Annotated in this window: 22 protein-coding genes and 1 tRNA gene; 13 read left to right on the top strand and 10 right to left on the bottom strand. The window is 59.9% G+C overall.

The features are described 5' to 3' along the window. Positions 1 to 367: NCS2 family permease (locus HBH25_RS06370; RefSeq protein ID WP_168082646.1), on the bottom strand; the 367-nt coding region annotated here is incomplete at its 3' end. A 180-nt stretch (positions 368 to 547) separates the two neighbouring features. On the opposite strand from HBH25_RS06370, the gene HBH25_RS06365 reads away from it, so the two are divergent. Both HBH25_RS06365 and HBH25_RS06360 read left to right on the top strand, forming a co-directional pair. Beyond that, entirely contained in the window at positions 548 to 2,602 is a 2,055-nt protein-coding gene (locus HBH25_RS06365; protein WP_168082644.1) for a methyl-accepting chemotaxis protein, read from the top strand. Positions 2,603 to 2,679: 77 nt separating this feature from the next. Then, positions 2,680 to 3,903 carry an MFS transporter gene (locus tag HBH25_RS06360; protein ID WP_168082642.1) on the top strand — a complete coding sequence of 408 codons (1,224 nt, stop codon included), beginning with the start codon at positions 2,680 to 2,682 and terminating at the stop codon, positions 3,901 to 3,903. Positions 3,904 to 3,927: 24 nt separating this feature from the next. Here HBH25_RS06360 and HBH25_RS06355 read toward each other — a convergent pair whose 3' ends face one another. After that, positions 3,928 to 4,812 carry a LysR substrate-binding domain-containing protein gene (locus HBH25_RS06355; RefSeq protein ID WP_168082640.1) on the bottom strand — a complete coding sequence of 295 codons (885 nt, stop codon included), beginning with the start codon at positions 4,810 to 4,812 and terminating at the stop codon, positions 3,928 to 3,930. 122 nt (positions 4,813 to 4,934) lie between these two features. Between HBH25_RS06355 and ydiJ the strand changes: the two genes are divergently transcribed. From ydiJ to HBH25_RS06325, 6 genes are all read left to right on the top strand, one after another. Beyond that, positions 4,935 to 7,976 (top strand): D-2-hydroxyglutarate dehydrogenase YdiJ, encoded by a 3,042-nt coding sequence (ydiJ, locus tag HBH25_RS06350; RefSeq protein WP_168082638.1) that lies wholly within the window; start codon positions 4,935 to 4,937, stop codon positions 7,974 to 7,976. A gap of 69 nt (positions 7,977 to 8,045) precedes the next feature. Next, positions 8,046 to 8,636 (top strand): cupin domain-containing protein, encoded by a 591-nt coding sequence (locus HBH25_RS06345; protein ID WP_324616863.1) that lies wholly within the window; start codon positions 8,046 to 8,048, stop codon positions 8,634 to 8,636. Next, positions 8,633 to 9,658, top strand: coding sequence for a UV DNA damage repair endonuclease UvsE (uvsE, locus tag HBH25_RS06340; RefSeq protein WP_168082636.1), 1,026 nt, complete (start codon positions 8,633 to 8,635; stop codon positions 9,656 to 9,658). Before HBH25_RS06345 ends, uvsE begins: the two co-directional genes overlap by 4 nt. 128 nt (positions 9,659 to 9,786) lie before the next feature. Then, positions 9,787 to 10,017 carry a type II toxin-antitoxin system VapB family antitoxin gene (gene vapB / locus HBH25_RS06335; protein ID WP_168082634.1) on the top strand — a complete coding sequence of 77 codons (231 nt, stop codon included), beginning with the start codon at positions 9,787 to 9,789 and terminating at the stop codon, positions 10,015 to 10,017. Beyond that, on the top strand, positions 10,014 to 10,427 hold the full coding sequence (locus tag HBH25_RS06330) for a type II toxin-antitoxin system VapC family toxin (RefSeq protein WP_168082632.1): 414 nt from the start codon (positions 10,014 to 10,016) through the stop codon (positions 10,425 to 10,427). Before vapB ends, HBH25_RS06330 begins: the two co-directional genes overlap by 4 nt. Before the next feature lie 83 nt (positions 10,428 to 10,510). Continuing rightward, positions 10,511 to 11,617 carry a Gfo/Idh/MocA family protein gene (locus HBH25_RS06325; protein WP_168082630.1) on the top strand — a complete coding sequence of 369 codons (1,107 nt, stop codon included), beginning with the start codon at positions 10,511 to 10,513 and terminating at the stop codon, positions 11,615 to 11,617. Positions 11,618 to 11,694: 77 nt separating this feature from the next. On the opposite strand, the gene ychF is transcribed toward HBH25_RS06325, so the two are convergent. The 8 genes from ychF to HBH25_RS06285 all read right to left on the bottom strand — a co-directional run bounded on the left by ychF (position 11,695) and on the right by HBH25_RS06285 (position 18,523). Then, positions 11,695 to 12,795 carry a redox-regulated ATPase YchF gene (gene ychF / locus HBH25_RS06320; protein WP_168082628.1) on the bottom strand — a complete coding sequence of 367 codons (1,101 nt, stop codon included), beginning with the start codon at positions 12,793 to 12,795 and terminating at the stop codon, positions 11,695 to 11,697. A 21-nt stretch (positions 12,796 to 12,816) separates the two neighbouring features. Next, on the bottom strand, positions 12,817 to 13,401 hold the full coding sequence (gene pth, locus HBH25_RS06315; RefSeq protein WP_168082626.1) for an aminoacyl-tRNA hydrolase: 585 nt from the start codon (positions 13,399 to 13,401) through the stop codon (positions 12,817 to 12,819). An 88-nt stretch (positions 13,402 to 13,489) separates the two neighbouring features. Continuing rightward, on the bottom strand, positions 13,490 to 14,092 hold the full coding sequence (locus HBH25_RS06310; protein ID WP_168082624.1) for a 50S ribosomal protein L25/general stress protein Ctc: 603 nt from the start codon (positions 14,090 to 14,092) through the stop codon (positions 13,490 to 13,492). A gap of 134 nt (positions 14,093 to 14,226) precedes the next feature. After that, a complete protein-coding gene (locus HBH25_RS06305; protein ID WP_168082623.1) occupies positions 14,227 to 15,168 on the bottom strand; it encodes a ribose-phosphate pyrophosphokinase in 942 nt (313 codons plus the stop codon). Between the two features lie 45 nt (positions 15,169 to 15,213). Further along, positions 15,214 to 15,288, bottom strand: a tRNA-Gln gene (locus HBH25_RS06300). 34 nt (positions 15,289 to 15,322) lie between these two features. Then, positions 15,323 to 16,174: a 4-(cytidine 5'-diphospho)-2-C-methyl-D-erythritol kinase gene (gene ispE / locus HBH25_RS06295; protein ID WP_168082621.1), complete on the bottom strand. Its 852-nt coding sequence runs from the start codon at positions 16,172 to 16,174 to the stop codon at positions 15,323 to 15,325. Beyond that, positions 16,175 to 16,792, bottom strand: coding sequence for a lipoprotein insertase outer membrane protein LolB (gene lolB, locus HBH25_RS06290; RefSeq protein WP_168082619.1), 618 nt, complete (start codon positions 16,790 to 16,792; stop codon positions 16,175 to 16,177). It abuts the gene before it with no gap. 3 nt (positions 16,793 to 16,795) lie between these two features. Then, the gene (locus tag HBH25_RS06285; protein WP_168082617.1) at positions 16,796 to 18,523 is read right to left on the bottom strand and encodes a tetratricopeptide repeat protein; all 1,728 of its coding nucleotides are present in this window, start codon (positions 18,521 to 18,523) and stop codon (positions 16,796 to 16,798) included. Positions 18,524 to 18,699: 176 nt separating this feature from the next. Here HBH25_RS06285 and hemA point away from each other — a divergent pair, with 176 nt between their 5' ends. The 5 genes from hemA to murI are packed head-to-tail and all read left to right on the top strand — an operon-like array spanning position 18,700 to position 23,429. Then, a complete protein-coding gene (hemA, locus tag HBH25_RS06280; RefSeq protein ID WP_168082615.1) occupies positions 18,700 to 19,977 on the top strand; it encodes a glutamyl-tRNA reductase in 1,278 nt (425 codons plus the stop codon). Next, positions 19,974 to 21,056 carry a peptide chain release factor 1 gene (gene prfA / locus HBH25_RS06275; protein WP_168082613.1) on the top strand — a complete coding sequence of 361 codons (1,083 nt, stop codon included), beginning with the start codon at positions 19,974 to 19,976 and terminating at the stop codon, positions 21,054 to 21,056. Before hemA ends, prfA begins: the two co-directional genes overlap by 4 nt. After that, positions 21,057 to 21,887 (top strand): peptide chain release factor N(5)-glutamine methyltransferase, encoded by an 831-nt coding sequence (gene prmC, locus HBH25_RS06270; protein ID WP_168082611.1) that lies wholly within the window; start codon positions 21,057 to 21,059, stop codon positions 21,885 to 21,887. Beyond that, complete coding sequence (locus HBH25_RS06265; RefSeq protein WP_168082609.1) at positions 21,881 to 22,636, top strand: molybdopterin-synthase adenylyltransferase MoeB; 756 nt, start codon at positions 21,881 to 21,883, stop codon at positions 22,634 to 22,636. The genes prmC and HBH25_RS06265 overlap by 7 nt, the downstream gene beginning before the upstream one ends. Next, a complete protein-coding gene (murI, locus tag HBH25_RS06260; protein WP_324616862.1) occupies positions 22,629 to 23,429 on the top strand; it encodes a glutamate racemase in 801 nt (266 codons plus the stop codon). Before HBH25_RS06265 ends, murI begins: the two co-directional genes overlap by 8 nt. Positions 23,430 to 23,443 lie beyond the last annotated feature (14 nt).

The raw sequence follows: 23,443 nt of genomic DNA, 5'->3' as shown, positions 1-23,443 counted from the left end.
TCCATTCGCGGATGCGGAAGATGGACAGCAGGAAGAAGCACACGGCCGAGATGAACACGGCGCCCAGTGCCACTTGCCAGGAGTGGCCCATGTGCAGCACCACGGTGTAGGTGAAGAAGGCGTTCAGGCCCATGCCGGGGGCCAGTGCGATGGGGTAGTTGGCGATCAGGCCCATGGTGGCCGAGCCGATGGCGGCGGCCAGGCAGGTGGCCACGAACACGGCGCCTTTGTCCATGCCGGTGGCGCCCAGGATGCTGGGGTTCACGAACAGGATGTAGGCCATGGCCAGGAAGGTGGTGACCCCCGCCAGGATTTCCGTACGCACGTTGGTATTGTGGGCCCTGAGTTTGAATAACGCTTCCAGCATGTGCTTCCCCAAGTGTTAAAAATCAACCGATTGGTCAGTTTCTCGGCAGGGCCTGAAGCACATTCCGGGCCAGCCGTCGCCAGCGGGCTACTGGCGCTATGCTAGCGGTATGAAATTTGCCTCTCATTAGGCTTACCCCGGCATGCCGGGCGCGTTTGTTGTCCAGGAGTGCTTTCGGACATGTCTACACTACTTTCCCCCGGCATCCGCCTGCTTGGCCGGTTCACGTTCGCAGGCAAATTTCTGCTGTTGTTCCTGTTGTTTGTAGTGCCGTTGATTGTAAGCCTGGGCCTGTTGGGGAGTGGCTACCGCGATCGCCTGAGCCTGATCGCTCAAGAACGCCGTGGCGTAACGCAATTGCTTGCCCTAGAGCCTGTGGACCGTGCGCTGAGCCTGCAACGGTCGCTGGCGGCACGCTGGAAGGCTGTGGACATTCTTCGTGAACCTACACCCGCCGCCAAGGCCGCGATCAGTGCCCTGGAAACCACCGCGCCACAGCTGCAGCAAGCTCTGACCGAGTTGGGGCAAACCCTGAGTGATACCGGTGCAAGCGCAGAGGTAATGAACCGTTACCAGACGCTACAGCAAGCCACCGCAGGCCTGGACCTGAAGAGCCTGCGCACCTTGGGCTGGTGGCCTGACGGCTATGACAAGTTCACGGCTGCCATCAGCACGCTGCAGCTCTTGCGCGAGCAAATGGCCATAGATAGCGGGTTGATTCTTGACCCATGGCTGGATACTTACTTGCTGATGGAAATTGCAACGCAGCGTGCTCCGGACCTCTATGAGCGCATAGGACGCTTGGCGGCCGCTGGCGAAAGCTCGGTAGCATCCGGGCAATTCAGCTTGCAAAGCCGTTTGCAGATGCGCGACTTGCGCAGCCGTATTAGCGATGCCCGCGAACAGTTGGTGAAAAGCGGTACTACGCTCGGTGATCGCCTACCGAGCGATAGCCCATGGGCGCAGCAGTACACGCAAAGCACGGCGCTGCTCGACAGCACCCTAAAAATGCTGGATGAAAAGCTGTTCGGGGGGACCGTAAACCTGAACGGTGAAGCCTTCGATAGCTCAGTGGATACACTGTCCCACGCCATTGAAGCCCTTCGCCAGCAGGCTTTGGGATCGCTGGACCAACAACTGGCCAATTACCGTAAGCAAACCCTTGCAGAAGGCGTACCGGTGGCCATTGGTTTCGGCGTGCTGCTGCTGATTTCCCTGTACCTGTTCATCTGCTTGCAAGCCTCTATCCGGCGCAGCGCTGCAGGTATTACCACTCTGGCTGAATCCCTGCGCGACGGGGACCTGCGAGTTCAGGTTGAGGTGGCCGGCCGTGATGAGCTGGCGGCTATCTCCCGAGCGCTCAACAGTGCCGTGGGCCAGTTGCGCGTCAGCTTGGCTGCCGTGGACAAGGAAAGCACCACGGTGAGTGGTGCTGTGAACACACTGACGGCGCAAGCGGGTGACACCTTGCAGGAAGTGGAGCAGCAGCAGCTGCAGATCAGCCAGATCGCCACGGCGGCGACACAATTGGCCGCCACCTCGCAAAGCGTTGCGAAGAGCTGCGAACAAGCGTCTGAAAGCGCGCGCCACACCCAGCAGATTGCCATGGACAGCAGCCGCCAGAGCGAACTCACTACACGCAACATCCAGCAGCTTAACCAACGGCTGAACGCCAGTGCGCAGGCGCTGGGCAAAGTGAGTGAGCAGGGCCAGCAGATCCAGTCTGTGGTGGATGTGATTGGTGGCATCGCAGGGCAGACCAACCTGCTGGCGTTGAACGCCGCTATCGAAGCCGCCCGGGCTGGAGAGCAGGGGCGTGGTTTTGCGGTGGTGGCAGATGAAGTGCGTAGCCTGTCCCAGCGGACCCAGGCCTCCACTGCGCAGATCGCTGCTACGGTCGACAGCTTGCGCAGCACCGTACAGCAGGCTGTAGAACTGATGCAGGCGGCGTGTTCTCAAGCGGAGGGGGATGCCAAAGCTGTCACTGGGCTTGGTGCAAGCCTGGGCTCGATTGCCAGCGCAGTTCAGACGGTGAACGATACCTTGGCGCATATCGCGACAGCGGTGGAGCAGCAGGCCGCCACTGCCGATGAAGTCAGCGGCAACATTCAACAGGTAGATCAGGCCGCCTTACGCTTGCTTGAGGGCGCACGGGAAGTAAACGGGGCGGCCGACCGGCTCAATGCAGGCAGCCATGCATTGCGCGCGACCACTGCCCGATTTGAAACGGCTTAAGGTTTGAATGGTAGAAAGTGCTACAAAATGTCACAGTGGCGCACCTGAACAGTGCGTCCTTGACCAGCAGGTGATTCATGTCCGTTGCTTCAGCCGGTGCCTCTACCGCCTCTTCGCCTTCTACACCCGCCACTGCCAGCCCTCTGGTGATGAAAGTCATCGGGGCCTGTGCGCTGGCTCACTTGATCAATGACCTGATCCAGTCCGTATTGCCTTCTATCTACCCCATGCTCAAGGCCAACTACGGGCTGAGCTTTACGCAGGTCGGGCTGATTACCCTCACGTTTCAAATTACCGCCTCGCTGTTGCAACCCTGGATCGGGTTTTACACTGACCGTCATCCCAAGCCCTTCCTGTTGCCCGCCGGCATGGTCTGTACGCTGGTCGGCGTGCTGATGTTGGCCATGGTGGGCAGTTTCGAGATGATCCTGTTGGCGTCTGCGCTGATTGGCGTCGGTTCATCCACCTTCCACCCGGAAACGTCACGTGTGGCCCGGCTGGCCTCGGGTGGGCGCTTTGGTTTGGCGCAGTCCAGCTTCCAGGTCGGCGGCAATGCGGGTTCGGCCTTTGGTCCACTGTTGGCCGCTGCCATCGTAATTCCGTTTGGCCAAGGTCATGTTGCTTGGTTCGGTGTGTTTGCTGTGTTTGCCATTGGTGTGCAATACGGCCTCAGCCGCTGGTATCGCCATCACCTCAACACCTTTTCAGCTAAGCGCGGGCGTGAAGCGTCCCACGGCCTGTCTCGCAGGCGCATTACGGGCGCACTGGTGGTGCTGGCGTTGTTGGTCTTCTCCAAGTATTTCTACATGGCCAGCTTCACCAGCTACTACACCTTCTTTCTGATCGAAAAGTTCGGCCTGTCTGTGGCCAGCTCTCAACTGCACCTGTTTCTGTTCCTGGGTGCGGTTGCCGCAGGCACTTTCTTTGGCGGGCCAATCGGTGACCGTATCGGGCGTAAGGCTGTTATCTGGTTTTCCATCCTGGGCGCTGCGCCTTTCACCCTGATGCTGCCCTACGTGGACCTGTTCTGGACCAGCGTGCTTAGCGTAGTGATCGGCTTTGTGCTGGCCTCGGCCTTTTCGGCCATTGTGGTGTACGCGCAGGAATTGCTGCCCGGTAACGTGGGCATGATCGCCGGTGTGTTCTTTGGCCTGATGTTCGGGTTTGGCGGCATTGGCGCGGCATTGCTGGGGCAGCTGGCGGACGTGCACGGTATCGAGTTTGTATACAGGCTGTGCTCGTACCTGCCACTGCTGGGCATCCTCACGGTACTGCTGCCTTCGACTAAAGCCAAGGCATAGGGCTGGCCGCGCGAAACCGGTCGGCTAGATCTGCGCCAGCAACCACTGGCGAAACGCACGCAGAGACGGTAAGGCTTCGTTGCGCTGCGGGTACACCAGGTAGTAGCTGCGCTTGCTGAACACCGGCTGGCCATCGCTGGCCAGTTCACCGCTGGCCAGCTCGTCCTCCACCAGCACCCGCGGCACCAGCCCTATGCCAATACCGGCGTGCACGGCCTGAATCAGGTGTGATGTGAGTTCAAAGCGAGGCCCCAGGCGCATGCTGCGGTGGGGCAGGCCATGGTGGCTGAACCATTCCGCCCAGGCATTGGGGTTGCTGGCCACAGAGAGCAAGGTTTGGCTGGCGATATGCTCAGGCGCCAGCGTACCCAGCGCTTTGGCACCTTCGCCCCCCAGAATCACCACCAGTTGCTCGGCTTGCAGCCGATGGCTCACCAACCCTGGCAGTTCGTGCGTGCCTACGCTGATAGCCGCATCGATCTCGCTGGCGGCAAAGTCGATGGCCTCGATGCGTGAGTGGATGTGCACGGTCATGCCAGGGTGGGCGCGGTAGAAGTCTTGAAGGCGCGGCAACAGCCACTTGGACCCAAATGTGGGCAGCGTGGCCAGCCGCAGCGTGCCTACACCGGACTGAAATGCCAGCGCTTGCAAGGTAGCGCTGCGTATGTGCCCCAAGGCGTCGCTCAATTCCCGCTGATACAGCCGCCCCACGTCCGTAAGTTGTACCTGCCGGCCTGCACGGCGAAACAGCGTAAGCCCCAGTAGCGCTTCCAGCGCCTGTACCTGGCGGCTCACCGCGCTTTGGGTAAGGGACAGCTCCTGTGCCGCACGGGTGTAACTCTCATGGCGTGCGGCCGCTTCGAACGCCAGCAATAAGGACATGGAAGGGGTAAGGCGACGGTGATTCATTCGAAAAAGTCATCAGTTGGTGGCGGAATATCCGTTTGCGCGCAAGGCGCTGCCCGGTGAATATGATGCAACTGCCATGCATCCCTGCATCGAGCGCACGCTATTTCAAAGAGGCATCACCCATGATCGCCCAGTTGCACCCGGCCACCGTGAAGGCCAGCTATCAGGATTTTCTCGTCGCCCTGCAGGCCAATGGCTTCAAAGGCGAAATCAGTGCTGACTATGCCAGCCGCACCGTACTGGCGACAGACAATTCCATCTACCAGCGCCTGCCCCAGGCGGCCGTTTTTCCACGCGATGCTAGTGATGTGGCTTGTATTGCCCGGCTGATGGCCGAGCCTGCTTATGTGGGGATCAAGCTCACGCCCCGTGGTGGCGGTACGGGCACCAATGGCCAGTCGCTTACGGACGGCATTGTGGTGGACCTGTCGCGGCACATGAACCGTATCCTGGAAATTGACGTGGAAGGGCGTTGGGTACGTGTCCAGGCCGGTGTCGTGAAAGATCAGCTCAACGCCGCCCTCAAGCCCCACGGGCTGTTCTTCGCCCCTGAGTTATCCACCTCCAACCGCGCCACTATCGGCGGCATGATCAATACCGATGCCAGCGGCCAAGGCAGTTGCACCTACGGCAAAACACGAGACCACGTACTCGAACTGCACACCCTGTTGCTAGGGGGCGAGGCTGTCCATAGCCTGGCTATCGACGAAGAGGAACTGGAGCACCAGTGCGCCCGTCAGGACAGGGTTGGCCAGGTGTACCGTACGGCACGTGATATCAACGCCACACAGGCCGAATTGATCGATGCGGTGTTCCCCAAGCTTAACCGCTGCCTTACGGGCTATGACCTGGCACACCTGCGTGAAGCCGACGGCCGCTTCAACCTCAACAGCGTGCTATGTGGCGCCGAAGGTTCGCTAGGGTTTGTGGTGGAGGCCAAGCTCAATGTGCTGCCGATCCCGAAATACTCGGTGCTGGTCAATGTGCGCTATGGCAGCTTCATGGACGCCCTGCGCGATGCCCGCGCCTTGATCCAGCACACCCCGCTGTCTATCGAAACCGTAGATTCCCGTGTGCTCATGCTCGCGATGAAGGACATCGTGTGGCACAGCGTGGCCGAGTACTTCCCGGCCGACCCCGGTCGCGACACCTTGGGTATCAACATTGTCGAGTTCAGCGGGGACGAGGCTGAAGACGTTGACGCCCGTGTGGCTGCTTTCACGGCCCACCTGCAGGCCGACCTCAGTGTGGAGCGCCTGGGCCATACCCTTGCCGTTGGCCATGACGCGGTGACCCGGGTGTACACCATGCGAAAGCGCTCCGTGGGCCTGCTGGGCAATGTGGACGGCGAGATCCGCCCGCAACCTTTTGTGGAAGATACGGCTGTGCCACCTGAGCAACTGGCGGATTACATCGCCGAGTTTCGCGCCCTGCTAGACGGCTATGGCTTGACCTACGGCATGTTCGGCCATGTGGATGCAGGTGTGCTGCATGTACGACCAGCCCTGGACATGAAAGACCCCGCCCAGGCAGCACTAATACGCCCCCTCTCCGATGCTGTAGCCGCGCTGACGCAAAAGTACGGCGGCCTGTTGTGGGGCGAGCACGGCAAGGGTGTGCGTTCCGAATATGTACCGGCTTTCTTCGGGGAGCTGTACCCGTCGTTACAGGCGCTAAAGACCGCGTTCGACCCCCATAACCAGCTCAACCCCGGCAAAATCTGCACGCCGCTGGACAGCAGCGAACCCCTGTTACGGGTCGATGAGGTGCAATTGCGGGGCGACCTGGACCGTACCATCGATGAGCGTGTATGGAAAAGCTACGGCACGGCCATGCACTGCAACGGCAACGGCGCCTGCTACAACTATGACCCAGACGACGCCATGTGCCCGTCCTGGAAAGCGACCCGTGAACGAGCGCAGTCGCCTAAGGGCCGTGCGTCCTTAGTGCGTGAGTGGCTGCGGCTGCAGGGGGCGGCGGGCGTCGACGTGCTGTCGCCGGCCAGGCGCGAGCCGGGCTTCTGGCAAACCCTGCCACAACGCTGGCGCAACAGCCGTGAGCGCAAGGCAGGCCAGCAGGACTTCTCTCACGAGGTGTATGACGCCATGGCGGGCTGCCTGGCGTGCAAATCCTGCGCAGGGCAGTGCCCGGTGAAGGTGAACGTGCCTGAGTTCCGTTCCCGTTTCCTGGAGCTGTACCACACCCGCTACCTGCGCCCGGCCCGCGACTACCTCATCGGCTCGCTGGAATTTACCGTCCCCTACCTGGCCCGGCTGCCAGGGGTGTACAACGGCCTTATGAAAGCGCCTGTGGTCGAGAGGCTGCTGGCTCGCCAGGTCGGCATGGTGGACAGCCCCCTGCTGAGCCGCTTCAACTTCCACGCGAGCTTGAGGCGTTGGAACGTACAACCCGCCACGGCCGCACAGTTGATCGGGTTGACCGAGGCAGAGCGAGCGCGCAGCGTCATCCTGGTGCAGGATGCGTTCACGCGCTATTTCGAGACGCCCTTGCTGGTCAACCTCATCGAGTTGATCACGCGGCTGGGTTATCGCGTGTACCTGGCGCCGTTCTTCCCCAACGGCAAGCCTTTGCACGTGCAGGGTTTTCTGCGTGCCTTCAACAAGGCCGCCATTCGCAACGCTAGCCAGCTGCAAGCCTTGAGTGCCTTCGGGGTACGCATGGCGGGCCTGGACCCGGCCATGACCCTGGTCTACCGCCAGGAATATGCCAAGGTGCCAGGTATCGCACAGTTGCCCAAGGTGGAGCTGCTGCAGGAATGGTTGCTGGAAGCCTTGCCTGAAACACTCAAGGCCAATACCCCAACCCGTTACCGGCTGCTGGCCCATTGCACAGAAAAAACCAATGCACCGGCCAGTACAAAACAATGGGAGGCCTTGTTCGCCCGCGTTGGCCTGGTGCTGGCTACCCAAGCCACAGGCTGCTGTGGCATGTCAGGCACCTATGGCCATGAAGCCCGTAACCAGGCCACTTCCCGTACGATCTTTGACCAGTCATGGGCTGCACAGGTCGCAGCCTCGGCAGACGAACAGGGTGAAGCGCTGGCCACCGGGTATTCATGCCGCAGCCAGGCCAAGCGGCTGGCAGGCCGGGAGCTGCGCCACCCCTTGGAGGTGCTCCTGGACGTGCAGCGTGCCATGGGGTGAGGGCGTTCTGGATTGATAGCCTGAGGCGTTCCGCTGTCCACAAGGTATCCCTTGTGTCAGGAGCGCCCCGTGGCCCATTCCCAAAACGGCTTCATTCATCCCCTGAACGTACCCCTGGCCGTTGGTAACCTGCCCATGCTGGCAGACGGTACCCTGGCCGTGGTCGAAGCGGTTCAACTAAGCCGTAACGGCTGGGTGCCTAATCATCCGCACCTGCCGGTCATCCTCTACCGCCAGGTGCTGTCCCAGGTCAGCGACCTGGCAACGGCCTTCGAGCAACTGTTAGGCGTGAACCACTGGCCTGCTCAGTGGCGAGACGGCGTGTTCGAGTACCATCACTACCACTCCACAGCCCACGAAGTACTGGGCATTGCCGAAGGTAATGCACGCCTGGTAATAGGCGGGCCCGGTGGCCATGAAGTAGACGTGCAGGCCGGTGACGTGCTGTTGCTGCCGGCAGGTACGGGGCATTGCAGGCTTGGCGCCAGCAAGGACTTTCTTGTAGTGGGTGCCTACCCGGCTAACGCGCACTTTGACATTTGCCGGGAAGCGCCTACCCCTGAGCAGTCCCATGCCATTGCCAAGGCCACGTACCCAGTGTCTGACCCGGTATTTGGCGCCCAAGGGCCGTTCCACGTGCTATGGGGGGCTGCATCATGAGTACAGGGCGCCTGGGTTTTGCCTGCATGTACCGCCATTCCCACCGTAGCTTGGCCGCCAAGGAGCTGGAAGCCATTGAAAAGGCCTTCAACCCACGCACGACCACCCTGCGCTGGATCAGCAGCGCCACGGTAGAAGCGGCCGAGACGAAGCTGTTGCAGTTGATCGAGCACAACCTTGAGGCGCAACTGAGGTTGCTGGCGTACGTGGCCGAATTGCCGAAGGAACTGCACATGCTGCGGTTGAGCAGTGACCTGCTGCCGCTGTACAGCCACCCCAGCGTGGCCGCGTTTTATCAGACGTCCACGCTGCAGGCCTACCTGCAGGAACGCTTTAGCGAAATAGGCGAATACGCTCGTAAGGCTGATATTCGCCTGTCGTTCCACCCCGGCCAATACTGCGTGCTAGGGTCGGACCGGCCGGAAGTGGTAGAAAACAGCCTGGCAGAGTTTGAATACCATGCTGACATGATTCGCATGATGGGGTATGGCCAGCAGTTTCAAGACTTCAAGTGCAACGTGCACATCGCCGGACGGTCGGGCGTCGCGGGTGTAAGAGCCGTCTGGCCGCGGCTTTCGGACGTAGCACGCAATACCATCACCTTCGAGAACGAAGAGAAAACCTACGGCGTGAATGACTGCCTGGAAATGGCAGACCTCGCACCTGTGGTGCTGGACATCCACCACTGCTGGATCAATGAAGGCGACTACATCGACCCCCACGGTGATCGCGTGCAGCGCATTATCGAAAGCTGGCGTGGCGTGCGCCCGGCCATGCATTACTCACAGCCCCCTGAGCACCTGCAGGCCCTAGGTTTCGCCCCCGATGCCCCACTGGAAATGCCGGCCCTACTGGAAAAGGTCAATAAGCGCGACCTGTACCTGCACAGTGCGCGCATGTGGAACCAGGCCACCAATGACTACGCACTCCAGTTTCTCGACCGCTTTGACATCATGTTCGAGGCCAAGGAAAAGAACCTGGCCACTCTGGAGTTCTATCAGCGCTACCTGATGAATAGGTGAGCATGGGAATAAAATATTAGGTACCGGATGCCTGTCTGAACCGAGCTGTAATAGGGTAAAGCAGGCATATGCCTTGCATAGGCCTAGGGGGCTCGTTATGATGCTTGCAATAGGTGGGGGGCCAGGATATGCGAACAGTCTCGATTTTTAAAAATGGTAAAAACCAAGCCATACGTTTGCCGGCTGATATGGCCTACACAGATGTAGGCGAGCTGGAAATCACGCGCCATGGGGATACCATTACACTTCGGCCTGTACGGCCCAGCTGGCTCTCATTGGGTCAGTTGACCAAAGCAAAAGATGACTTTCTTAACGAGCGCCCAGTCATCATAGATGATGAGGGCAGGTTTTCGCTGTGATCACGTATATGCTCGATACGTGTATCTGTTCCTTCATAATGCGTGAACACCCAGAAGCCGTGCTGCTGCGTCTTTCGCATGAAGTCAGCCAAAACAACCGCATAGTGATTTCTGCCATTACCTATGCGGAAATGCGCTATGGCCAGGTAGGGAAAAAAGCATCTTCAAGGCACAAGGTATTGGTTGATGAGTTCGTAAAGCGGCTTGACGATATTTTGCCTTGGGACCTGTACGCAGTAGATCAGACGATTTTAGTAAAAAGCCAGCTGAGTAAGGCTGGCACAGTGATTGGACCAAACGATACGGCGATTGCGGGGCACGCCATTGCCGCCGGTTGTACTCTGGTGACCAACAATGTGCGGGAGTTCAGCCGGGTGCAACGTCTGAAATTCGAAGACTGGGTGGCCTAGCAGCCGGCACGAGATTCAAAGGAACTTCCGTTTCCCCACAAGGCTCCTCTGCTAGGTATTCATTTCTATCAGAGGAGCCCCTGATGCCTGATTCAAACGGCAAGATCCGCTATGGCGTGGTAGCTGGTGGATGGATTTCCCAAGGCGCTTTCATGCCTGGCGTTGGCCAGACAGACAATTCGGTAATGACCGCGTTGGTCACGGGCGATCCCGTTAAGGCCGATCAGTTGGCCAAACAGTACGGGCTCAAGAGCTACAGCTATGAGCAATTCCCAGACCTGCTGAAGTCCGGCGAAGTGGACGCCGTGTACGTTGCCACGCCTAACTTCTATCACCGGGAGTTTGTGGTGGCTGCACTGGAAGCCGGCATCCATGTGCTGCTGGAAAAACCCATGGCGACGACGGAAGCGGATTGCAAGGCGATGATCGAGGCAGCGGACAAGTCTGGCGCCAAGCTGATGATTGCCTATCGCCTGCACTCCGAGCCAGGTACGGTAGAGATGATTCAGCGGGTGCATGCCGGCGATTTCGGCGACCCACGGCTGTTCACGTCAACCTTCACTCAAACCGTGAAACCCAGTAACCATCGCATGAAGAATGGCTTTGCTGCCGGGCCTGTGTTCGATATGGGGCCTTACCCACTGAACATGGTGCGCCAACTGTTTGGGGCTGATCCCATCGAGGTCAGTGCGGTGGGCATCAAGACGCCAGGTAGCGAAATGGATAGCTGGGACACGGTCACGGTCTCGCTACGTTTCCCTGAAGAGCGCTTGGCTCAGTTCACCGTCAGCTGCACCTTGCCAAGCGCTGAGCGCTTCCAATTGCTGGGGACGAAGGGTGAGATCGAGGCGTCGCCGTGCTTTGGTTTTGGCGAAGGCGTAGCCATCAGTTACCGCGCGACCCTGGACGGTGAGACCCAGGAAACCACCCATCCCGTGGTCGATCAGTTCGCAGGCGAAACGGCTTACTTCTCCGACTGCATCCTCAAAAACCTCGAGGTGGAACCGGATGGTGACGAAGGCTGGCGCGATGTACGCGTGATCACCGCCATCGAGGAGGCGCTGAAAACGGGGCAGGCCCAAACGCTGGAACCGCTGCCACCCAAGCGTACGGTTAAACAGGACCAGCAGCGGCAGTTCCAATTGGCCGAGGTGCCCGAGTTTATCAATACCGAATTACCGGTGGGGTAAGCCCTCCTCAAAGCCATAAACCACAAAAAAGCCCTTGTAGCGTTCACTACAAGGGCTTTTTCATTGCGGGGTAACGATTACACGTTAAACCGGAAATGCATCACATCGCCGTCTTTAACGATGTATTCCTTGCCTTCCAGGCGCCACTTGCCGGCTTCCTTGGCACCGCTTTCGCCGTTGTACTGGATGAAGTCGTCATAGCCGACCACTTCGGCACGAATAAAGCCTTTCTCGAAGTCCGTGTGGATCACCGCAGCAGCCTGGGGGGCCGTGGCGCCAATGCGCACGGTCCATGCGCGTACTTCCTTCACGCCAGCGGTGAAGTAGGTTTGCAGGTTGAGCAGTGAGTACCCTGCGCGGATCACGCGGTTCAGGCCAGGCTCTTCCAGCCCCAGGGATTCCAGGAACATGTCCTTTTCTTCGCCGTCGTCCAGCTCGGCGATTTCGGCTTCGATCTTGTTGCACACCGGTACTACCAGTGCGCCTTCTTCTTCGGCAATGGCCTTGACCACGTCCAGGTGCGGGTTGTTCTCAAAGCCGTCTTCGGCCACGTTGGCGATGTACATCACAGGCTTGCTGGTGAGCAGGTGGAAGGCACGGATCACCTGCTTTTCATCCACGCTCATGGTTTTCATGAGGCTGCGGGCTGGCTTGCCTTCGGTGAAATGAGGGATCAGGCGCTCAAGCACAGCCTTCTGTGCCAGTGCATCCTTGTCACCGCCTTTGGCATTACGCGTAACCTTCTGCAGTTGCTTCTCGCAGCTGTCCAGGTCGGCAAAGATCAACTCCAGGTCGATGATCTCGATGTCCCGCTTGGGGTTTACGCTGTTGGAAACGTGAATCACGTTTTCGTCTTCAAAGCAGCGCACCACATGAGCAATGGCATCGGTTTCCCGGATATTGGCCAGGAACTTGTTGCCCAGGCCTTCGCCCTTGGAGGCGCCGGCCACCAGGCCTGCAATATCCACGAACTCCATGGTGGTGGGGATCACGCGCTCAGGCTTGACGATCGCTGCCAGCGCATTGAGGCGAGCGTCGGGCATCGGCACGATACCGCTGTTGGGCTCGATGGTGCAGAACGGGAAGTTTTCCGCGGCGATACCGGATTTGGTCAGCGCGTTGAACAGGGTGGACTTGCCCACGTTAGGCAGGCCGACGATGCCGCAATTGAAACCCATGGTACAACCCTCTGTGTGAAGTCAGGCCTTTTGGCTGTGCAGCGTTCTCATTGCCCGGGGCCAGTCCCCGGCAAGGATGTCTGGCAACACGCCGAGGGCGAAGTCGATACTGGCGTCGAGTTTCTCCTGCTCGGCGCGAGGTGCGCGCCCTAGCACGAAGCCCGATACCTTGCTGGCATCCCCTGGGTGGCCGATGCCAAGCCGCAGGCGATGAAAGCCGTTCTGGTTACCCAGTTGCGCAATAATGTCGCGCAAGCCGTTGTGCCCGCCGTGGCCGCCGCCCTGTTTGAGCTTGGCCACACCAGGCGGAATGTCGAGTTCGTCGTGAGCCACCAGGATCGATTCCAGCGGAATGCGATAGAAACCCGCCAGCGCGGCAACAGCCTGCCCGCTACGGTTCATGTAGGTGGTGGGGATCAACAGGCGAACATCCTGGCCCTTGTGGCTGAAACGCCCTGCAAGGCCAAAGAATTTGCGCTCGGGAACCAGGCTGATGTTCTGGTCGCGCGCAATGCGCTCAACGAAAAAAGCCCCTGCGTTATGCCGGGTCTGTTCGTATTCGGGGCCGGGGTTTCCCAGGCCGACGATCAACTGGATGGCGGTCACGTCAGGGGCTCTTCTCTGAATGCGTGCATAGCGTATGAGGAAGGGCAGGGCACCTAGGTACCTTACCCTTCCGCAAGGGCTTGGCTGATTACTCGGCCGAAGCTTCGCCTTCTGCTTCTTCCTGAACGCGCGGCAGGTGAACGTTGGCAACAGCCAGGTCGTTACCGTGCGACAGTGCAACGAATTCAACACCAGCAGGCGCTTTCACGTCCGACAGGTGAATGATGGTACCGACTTCGGCGTTGGCCAGGTCGACTTCGATGAACTCAGGCAGGTCTGCTGGCAGGCAGCTGATTTCCAGTTCGGAAACAACGTGCGAGATTTCGCCGCCTTTCTTGACTGCAGCTTCCTGGTTCATGAAGTGGATCGCTACAGTAGCGGTCAGCTTCTGGCCAGCGATCACGCGGACGAAGTCAGCGTGCAGTACATGGCCTTTGGCAGGGTGACGCTGCAGGGCCTTGATCAGGACGTTCTGCTTGGTGCCACCAACATTCAGCTCGATTACGTGAGCGTAGGCCGCTTCGTTTTCCAGCAGCTTTGCAATTTCCTTGGCCATCAGGCTGATGGATTCAGGGGCTTGCTCGCCACCGTAGATAACGGCAGGCACTTGTGCAGCGAGGCGACGCAGGCGGCGGCTCGCACCTTTCCCCAGGTCGGAACGCGATTCGGCTTCCAGAGTGAAATCAGTCATGTTGTCTCTCCAATTGGCCCTTGAGCTACCCGACACTTGCGACCAGTGCGGGGAGGGTAGGGCAAAAAAGCCCCGCCCGGACAGGTGTCGGGGCGGGGCATGTTCGTCAGCAGGGCGTTCGCAAGGCCTGAGCCTTAACGGAACATCGCGCTGATCGATTCTTCATTGCTGATGCGACGCATCGCTTCGGCAACGACAGGTGCGATATCCAACTGGCGGATACGCGAGCATGCTTGCGCCGCGGCGGACAACGGAATGGTGTTGGTCACCACCAGTTCGTCCAGCACGGAGTTTTCGATATTCTCGATGGCGCGACCCGAAAGCACCGGGTGGGTGCTGTAGGCATAGACCATGGCAGCGCCGTGGTCCTTCAGGGCCTTGGCCGCATGGCACAAGGTGCCGGCGGTATCGACCATGTCATCGACCAGGATGCAGGTACGGCCTTCCACGTCCCCGATGATGTGCATCACCTCGGAATGGTTGGCTTTCTCGCGACGCTTGTCGATGATGCCCAGATCGACGCCCAGTGACTTGGCAACGGCACGCGCACGCACTACACCGCCAATGTCAGGGGAGACAATCATCAGGTTTTCGAAACGTTGGTCTTCGATGTCATCGACCAGTACGGGCGAGCCGTAGATGTTGTCGACAGGAATATCGAAGAAGCCCTGAATCTGGTCGGCGTGAAGGTCCACGGTGAGTACGCGGTCGATACCGACTACGGTCAGCATGTCTGCAACCACTTTGGCGCTGATCGCTACCCGGGCCGAGCGAGGACGACGGTCCTGGCGGGCATAGCCGAAGTAGGGGATCACAGCTGTGATACGCGACGCAGAAGAACGGCGGAAGGCGTCTGCCATCACGACCAGTTCCATCAGGTTGTCATTGGTAGGGGCGCAGGTGGGCTGAATAATGAATACGTCTTTACCACGAACGTTTTCATTGATTTCAGTACTGATTTCGCCATCGGAGAACTTGCCGACGGAAACGTCACCTAGCGGGATATGCAGCTGACGTACAACACGCCGAGCCAGATCGGGGTTAGCATTCCCCGTAAAGACCATCATCTTGGACACGCGCAGTACCTGCCGGCTGGGGTATACCTGGATGAGTATAGAAAATGGCAGGGGCGGCTGGATTCGAACCAACGCATGGCAGGATCAAAACCTGCTGCCTTACCGCTTGGCGACGCCCCTGTAGCGGATCATCAAGTGCCGAGCACTCGCTTCTTTAGAACAGTGTTTCCAGCTTGCGATGCAACATCGAAACGTTGCTTCCTTTCGCTACAAACCCTGTGATGGTATCTGTCAGAAGGGCCAAGACTTTATCAGCTTCAGCTTTGTTTGGGAAGGCCCCAAACACACAACTTCCAGTACCGGTGAGTCTAGCTGAAGTAAATTTACTTAGCAAACTCAAAGCGTTACGAACATCTGGGTAACGCTGCTCTACTATGGGTTGGCAGTCATTTCTGCTGTTTCCCCTGAGAACGGAGCGCACTTTAATGGGGGGAGAGTCTCGTGTCAACAACGGATCTGAAAAAATTTCTGCTGTACTTACAGCCACTTGCGGAACAAGCACCAGGTACCACGGTTCTGGCGGGTCTACAGGCGTCAGCTTTTCTCCGATACCCTCCGCAAATGCGGCCCTGCCGCGTATGAATACGGGTACGTCGGCCCCTAGTGCCAACCCTAGTTCGGCCAGGCGATCCTCGCTCCAGTGCGCCTTCCACAAGCGGTTGAGTGCTACCAGCGTAGTTGCCGCGTCTGAACTGCCGCCACCTATGCCGCCGCCCATGGGCAACACTTTTCGCAACCAGATATCAGCACCAAGGCTTATGCCGGCCTCGGCCTGCAGCCGACGGGCGGCTTTGACGATAAGGTTGCTGTCAGCCGGTACGCCCTGGAGTTCGCCATGCAACTGGATGATGCCGTCCTCGCGTACCGCAAATTCCAGCTCGTCGCCATGGTCCAGAAATTGAAACAGGGTCTGCAGCTCATGATAGCCGTCGGCGCGACGCCCCAAAATGTGCAGCATCAGGTTCAACTTGGCAGGGGCGGGCAGGGTCAGGCGTGGCTGTGACATTCAGCGGCCCAGCTGGCGTGGCTGCCAGTCCTTGATCACCAGGGTCACGTCCAGGTCCTGGCCATGCAGTTTCATACGCTCGGGCAGCCAGTAGGCGCCTTGCTGGCTGTAACGGGTGTATTCCACTGTCCAGCCGTCCTGTTCAAGCCGTGCCAGGCGGCTATCGCCATCGAGCGTCAGTGAGCTCTTGCCCTCTGGCGCTGGCAGGCCGCGTACCCAGTACACCAGGTTCCCTACCGGCAAACGCCAGCCCAGTTGCTGCTGGAGCAGGTCTTCAGGCGTGGCCGCCTGGTAACGCCCTTGGTTGGCCACTTCCAGGCTTGCATCACCAGGGTGGCCCGTCAGCCGTGCAGCGCCACGGCCCAGAGGGCCGGACAGGCGAATGTCGTAATAGTCCTGGCGCTGCAGCCAGTACAAGGTGCCGCTGCCCGAATCGCTGGGCGCACGGATGCCGACCTTGCCGGAAATTTCCCAGCCATCGATGGCAGCCACTTCGGTTTTGTGAGCCCGCCAGCCCTGTGCCGTGCCTTGCCCTTGCACAGCTTCCTGCGGGCCAAGGCCGGCACAGCCAGCGAGTAAAGTAACAAGCAAAAGGGCAAAGCAATTACGCAACAGCATGGGTCAGGGCTTCTCGGAACCGGTGAGGCGCAGCAAGGTGCTGCGCAGGGTAGGGCTGTCTGGCTGGTCTTTGAGGGCATTACCCCATACCTGACGCGCCTCGCGTTGTTTCCCGCGTACCCACAGCACTTCACCCAAATGGGCAGCAACCTCGTGATCGGGGAACTGGGCCAGGGCCTGGCGCAACAGGGTTTCTGCGGCTTCAAGGTTGCCCAGGCGATAATTCACCCAGCCCAGGCTGTCCAGCACGGCGGGGTCGTCCGGGATGAGCTGGTGGGCTTTTTCGATGAGCGCTTTGGCTTCGGCAATACGGTCGGTACGGTCCGACAAGGTGTAGCCCAAGGCATTGAGCGCCATGGCGTTGTCGGGTTCGCGTTGCAGGATGCTGCGCAGGTCCGCCTCAAGCTGGCCAAGGTCGCCGCGCTTTTCTGCCAGCATCGCTCGTGTGTAGAGCAGGTTGGAATCGCCAGGGAATTTCCCCAGGGCTGTTTGCAGTACTGCCCACGCCTGGTCATTCCTGTTGTTGTCGGCCAGTGTTTCGGCCTCCACCAAGTACAGTTGTGCGGCATAGTCCGGGTTGGCAGCGCGTTGTGCGGCCAGGCGACGAGAGGCTTCTGCGGCTTGGCCGTTGGCTGTGAGTATGTCGGCCTGGCGCAATTGGGCGGGAAGGTAGTCAGTGCCTGGCCCCACCAGTGCGTATTGGCTCAAGGCTTGCTGGGGGTTATTGTGTTCCTCAGCGACCCTGCCCAGGTTCAGGTGGGCAGAATCTACGTGGGCACCGCGTGTTACCAGGTCGTTCAGGTAGCCCTCGGCCTCATCCCAGGCTTTCGCTTCCAGGCACACCAGTGCCAGGGAATAGCGCAACTCATCGTCGTCCGGGTTCTGCTGTAGCAATACCTGGAACTGGACCTTGGCGTCTTCGATGCGGTTCTGTTCAACCAAAGTACGGGCCAGTGCAAGGCGCAGGCGTTTGTCCTCAGGCGCCTTCCGTACCGCCTTGTCCAGCAAGGGAACCGCTTCGCTCCCGCGGTCAAGGTTTTGCAGAAGGCGGGCGCGCAACAACAGCGGGGCGATTTCTTCGTCCTTGGGCGGGTTGCGTTCCAGCAAGGTCAAAGCTTCCTGAGCTTTGCCATCTTGCTGCAGCAACAAGGCTTTGCCAAAAATCAGCTGGCCGTTGCCTGGGTACTTGGCCAGCAGCCGTTCAAAGCCATGAAGCAGGCCATCTCGTGTAGCCTGGTCGGTCTCGGCTGCCGACAGCGCCAGAAAGTCGAAGTGTGTGTCGCCTTTGCCCTGGAGTACTCTCTCCATATAGGCCATGGACTCGTCATAGCGGCCTGACCGCGCCAGGGCAATGGCTGCTGCCCGTTGCGCGTCAAGGTCTGCAGGCGCGCTGCGGGCCCATATGAGTGACGTTTGAAGGGCAGACTGGTCTGCACCCATGTACTCGGCAATCCGGAAGGCACGCTCGGCCACGGCCGGGTCCTGGGTTTTCTGAGCTTGGGTAACGTAATTGTCCAGCGCAATGTCGAAACGGTTTCGCTGGCCTGCCAGCTCGGCAGTGAGCAGGCTGTAAAGCGTTTCCTCGGTGAACGAGCCATACACCACCGGCGGGGCGGGTGGCGTAGTGGGGGCCTCGGCAGCGGCAGGGGCCGCAGTTCCGTGGGTGGCAGCCCAGTTTTGGCAGCCGCCTAACATGGCGAGAGCGAGAAGCAACGCGGGGGATTTTTTCATAGGGGGGAAATCGAGCGGCTTACCTGCAGTGGTGGGCATCATGACACAAGCCGGACGGCAATACCCATACAGGCGGCTTTATGTCATCCGTCTATTGGGACAATAGAGTACGGTGGTTGTTCTGAGCTTGATGAAGTAGGACAATTGCCGGCTCAGAATCCCTTCAGCGACAGTGCATGGCCTTCATCGCCCTCGGTATCAACCACAAGACCGCCTCGGTAGACGTGCGCGAGCGCGTGGCGTTTACGCCTGAGCAACTGGTCGGGGCGTTGCAGCAGCTGTGTCAGCGTACCGGCAGCCGCGAAGCCGCGATTCTGTCTACGTGCAATCGCAGCGAACTGTACATCGAGCAGTCAAGTGCTGAAGCCGAAGCGGTATTGGCCTGGCTCGCAGAGTACCATCAGCTCAGCGCAGCCGAGCTGCGGGCCTGTGCCTATGTGCACGAAGATGCCGACGCGGTGCGCCACATGATGCGCGTGGCGGCCGGGCTGGACTCGCTGGTGCTGGGTGAACCGCAAATCCTGGGCCAGATGAAATCCGCCTATGCTGTGGCACGTGAAGCTGGCACCGTTGGGCCATTGCTGGGGCGGCTGTTCCAGGCCACTTTCAATGCCGCCAAGCAAGTACGCACCGACACGGCCATCGGTGAAAACCCGGTGTCCGTGGCGTTTGCGGCGGTTAGCCTGGCGCGGCAGATCTTCTCGGACCTGCAGCGCAGCCAGGCACTGCTGATCGGCGCGGGAGAAACCATTACCCTGGTTGCCCGGCACCTTCATGAACAGGGTGTGAAACGCATCGTGGTCGCCAACCGCACCCTGGAACGGGCCAAGGTGCTGGCCGAGGAATTTGGTGCCCATGCTGTGCTGCTGGCCGATATACCCCAGGAGCTGGTCAATAGCGATATTGTGATCAGCTCCACCGCCAGCCAATTGCCGATCCTGGGCAAGGGCGCTGTGGAAAGCGCCTTGAAGCTGCGCCGTCACAAGCCCATTTTCATGGTGGATATCGCAGTACCTCGGGACATCGAGCCAGAAGTGGGTGAACTGGACGATGTCTACCTGTATACCGTCGACGACCTGCACGATGTAGTGGCCGAGAACCTCAAGAGCCGGCAGGGCGCTGCCCAGGCTGCTGAAGAGATGGTGACCGAAGGGGTGACCGACTTCATGGCCCGGCTGCGAGAACTGGCCGCGGTGGATGTGCTTCGGGCCTACCGGCAGCAGGGTGAACGCCTGCGCGACGAGGAACTCCAAAAGGCCCAGCGGTTGCTGGCCAACGGGGGTAATGCTGAAGAGGTATTGGCACAGTTGGCGCGAGGCCTGACCAACAAGCTGTTGCATGCCCCGAGCGTACAGCTCAAGAAACTCTCCGCCGAAGGCCGCCTCGATGCACTGGCCATGGCTCAAGAATTGTTTGCCCTCGATGAGGGCGCTACGGACAGACCTGTGCAATGAAAGCGTCTCTGCTGAACAAACTGGATATCCTCCAGGAGCGCTACGAAGAAGTGACCGCGCTGCTAGGGGATGCCGAAATCATTTCCGACCAAACGCGATTCCGTAGCTTTTCCCGCGAATACGCGGAACTGGAACCGGTGGTTGCGGCGTTCCGCCAATGGCGCAAGGTTCAGGAAGACCTTGAAGGCGCACAAGCGCTGCTCAAGGACAACGACCCGGATTTGCGTGAAATGGCCGTGGAAGAGGTGCGCGAAGGCAAGCAGCAGTTGGCTGACCTGGAGCACATGCTCCAGCGCATGCTGTTGCCCAAGGACCCGAACGACAGCCGTAACGTCTTCCTTGAGATACGTGCCGGCACCGGCGGCGACGAAGCGGCGATCTTTTCCGGGGACCTGTTCCGCATGTATTCGCGCTACGCCGAAAAGCGTGGTTGGCGAGTAGAGGTGCTGTCCGAGAACGAAGGCGAGCACGGCGGCTATAAAGAAGTGATTGCCCGCGTAGAAGGTGACAACGTCTACGCCAAGCTCAAGTTCGAATCCGGCGCACACCGCGTACAGCGGGTGCCGGAAACCGAATCCCAGGGGCGTATCCATACGTCAGCCTGTACCGTAGCGGTGCTGGCCGAGCCCGATGAGCAGGTGGCGATCGAGATCAACCCGGCCGACCTGCGCGTGGACACCTACCGCGCATCGGGCGCAGGTGGGCAGCACATCAACAAAACCGACTCGGCTATCCGTATCACGCACTTGCCTACGGGTATCGTTGTGGAGTGCCAGGAAGAGCGTTCCCAGCACAAGAACCGAGCCCGTGCCATGGGCTGGCTGTCCGCCAAGCTCAACGACATCCAGACCAGCGCCGCACAGAACGCCATTGCCAGCGAGCGCAAGCTGCTGGTGGGCTCGGGGGATCGCTCGGAACGTATTCGTACCTACAATTTTCCTCAGGGCCGGGTAACCGACCACCGTGTCAACCTTACTCTGTATTCCCTTGATGACATCCTGGCAGGCGGTGTGGATGCGGTGATCGAGCCCCTGCTGGCCGAATACCAGGCAGACCAACTGGCGGCCCTGGGTGAATAAATGACTATTATCGCCAGCCTGCTGCGTGAAGCGCAGCTTCCTGATTCGCCTACCGCACGCCTGGATGCCGAGCTGCTCCTGGCCGCAGCCCTGGGTAAAAGCCGCAGCTATCTGCGTACCTGGCCAGAACGCATCGTTGGCAGCGAGGCTGCTCAGGTTTTCCAAAGCTATGTGGCGCGCCGCCGTGAAGGCGAGCCGGTGGCCTACATCCTGGGCCAGCAAGGCTTCTGGTCGCTGGACCTGGAAGTGGCGCCTCATACCCTGATTCCACGGCCGGAAACCGAGTTGTTGGTGGAGCTAGCCCTGCACTGCCTACCTGTCGAGCAGGCGCGTGTGCTGGACTTGGGCACCGGCACCGGGGCCATCGCCCTGGCATTGGCGTGCGAGCGCGCGGCCTGGGACGTGGTGGCCGTAGACCGGGTTCCGGAGGCGGTGGCCTTGGCCGAGCGCAACCGGGCCCGCCTTGGGTTGGGCAATGTGAGCGTGCGCACCAGCCACTGGTTCAGTGCGCTGGCTGGCGAACGTTTCCACCTGATCGTGAGCAACCCGCCCTACATCCGTAGCCAGGATCCTCACCTGAGTGCAGGAGATGTACGCTTCGAACCTGTCAGCGCGCTGGTATCGGGCAACGATGGCCTGGACGACATCCGCCACATTGTGGCCGCTGCACCTGAACACCTGGCGCCCGGTGGCTGGCTGATGCTGGAACATGGGTATGATCAAGCGGCCCAGGTACGGGAATTACTGGCACGCCAGGGCTTTGAGCAGATCGAGAGCCGCATCGACTTGGGTAACCACGAACGCGTGACCCTGGGGCGCCTGGCGTGCTAAGCGATGAGGAACTGCTGCGCTATAGCCGGCAGATATTGCTGGCCCAGGTCGATGTAGCCGGCCAGCTGAAGCTCAAGGCCAGCCGTGTACTGATCGTTGGGCTTGGCGGGTTGGGCTCACCCGTGGCCTTGTACCTGGCAGCTGCGGGTGTTGGCGAGCTCCACCTGGCAGACTTCGACACAGTGGACCTCACGAACCTGCAGCGGCAGGTGCTTCATGGCACCGAAGCGGTAGGGCAGCCGAAGGTGGCATCGGCCATGGCACGCCTGCGCAGCATCAACCCTGGGATAGCGCTGGTGCCCCATGTGCAGGCACTGGACACTGATAGCCTGGGAAACGCCGTAGCGTCCGTAGACCTCGTTTTGGACTGTTCCGACAATTTCGCCACTCGCAGCGCGGTAAACGCCGCCTGTTTTAAACAGGGCAAGCCATTGGTGAGCGGTGCTGCCATTCGCCTGGAAGGGCAACTGTCGGTATTTGACCCGCGCCTGGCCAGTAGCCCCTGCTACCACTGCCTGTATGGCTATGGCAGCGACGCCGAGCTTACGTGCAGCGAGGCCGGGGTACTGGGGCCACTCGTTGGAATGGTGGGTAGCCTCCAGGCGCTTGAGGCGCTCAAGGTGCTGGCCGGCTTCGGAGAGCCGCTGATAGGGCGCCTGCTGTTGATCGATGGGTTCACATCGCGCTTTCGCGAGTTACGGCTCAAGCGTGACCCGCAGTGCCCGGTCTGTCAGGTGCGCGGTGGTTGAACGTGCAGGCGCGCCGGTGGGCGTGTTCGACTCCGGTGTAGGGGGGCTTTCCGTTTTAACGGAAATCAGCAGGCTGCTTCCCAACGAATCGCTACTGTATGTCGGCGATTGTGGCCACATGCCCTATGGCGAGAAAAGCCCTGAGTTCATCCGCAGCCGGTGCATTGCCATTGCCGAATTCTTCCGTACCCAAGGCGCCAAGGCGCTTGTGATCGCATGTAACACAGCGACCGCGGCAGCAGCGGCAGACCTCAGGCAGTGCTACCCAGGCTGGCCCATCATCGGGATGGAGCCTGCAGTCAAACCTGCCGCACAGGCAACCCGCAATGGCATTGTCGGGGTGTTGGCCACCACAGGCACCTTGCAGAGTGCGCGCTTTGCCGCGCTGCTCGACCGTTTTGCAATGAACGTGACCGTTGTAACTCAACCTTGCCCAGGGCTAGTAGAGCTGATCGAGCAAGGCGACTTGCACAGCCCTGCCTTGCGGGCGCTGCTGATGCATTACTTGACCCCCCTTCTGGCTGCAGGGTGCGACACGCTGATCCTTGGGTGTACCCACTATCCTTTCCTCAGGCCGTTATTGGCAGAGCTTCTTCCTGAAGCTATAGCGTTGGTGGACACTGGCGCAGCCGTGGCGCGACAGCTGCACCGGCTACTGGGAAACGAAGGTCGATTGAGCGCCACAGCCCCAGCACCTGTTCAGTACTGGACGTCTGGGAACGTGCCGCATTTCCATAAGGTGTTGCAGGCGTTCGGCATGGGCAGTGACGCCGTGTACACGTTCGAAACATGAAGGAACGTGCGCGT

The sequence above is a fragment of the Pseudomonas quercus genome, assembly GCF_012033695.1.
GTDB lineage: Bacteria > Pseudomonadota > Gammaproteobacteria > Pseudomonadales > Pseudomonadaceae > Aquipseudomonas > Aquipseudomonas quercus.
This window is presented reverse-complemented; position numbering and strand designations above follow the sequence as displayed.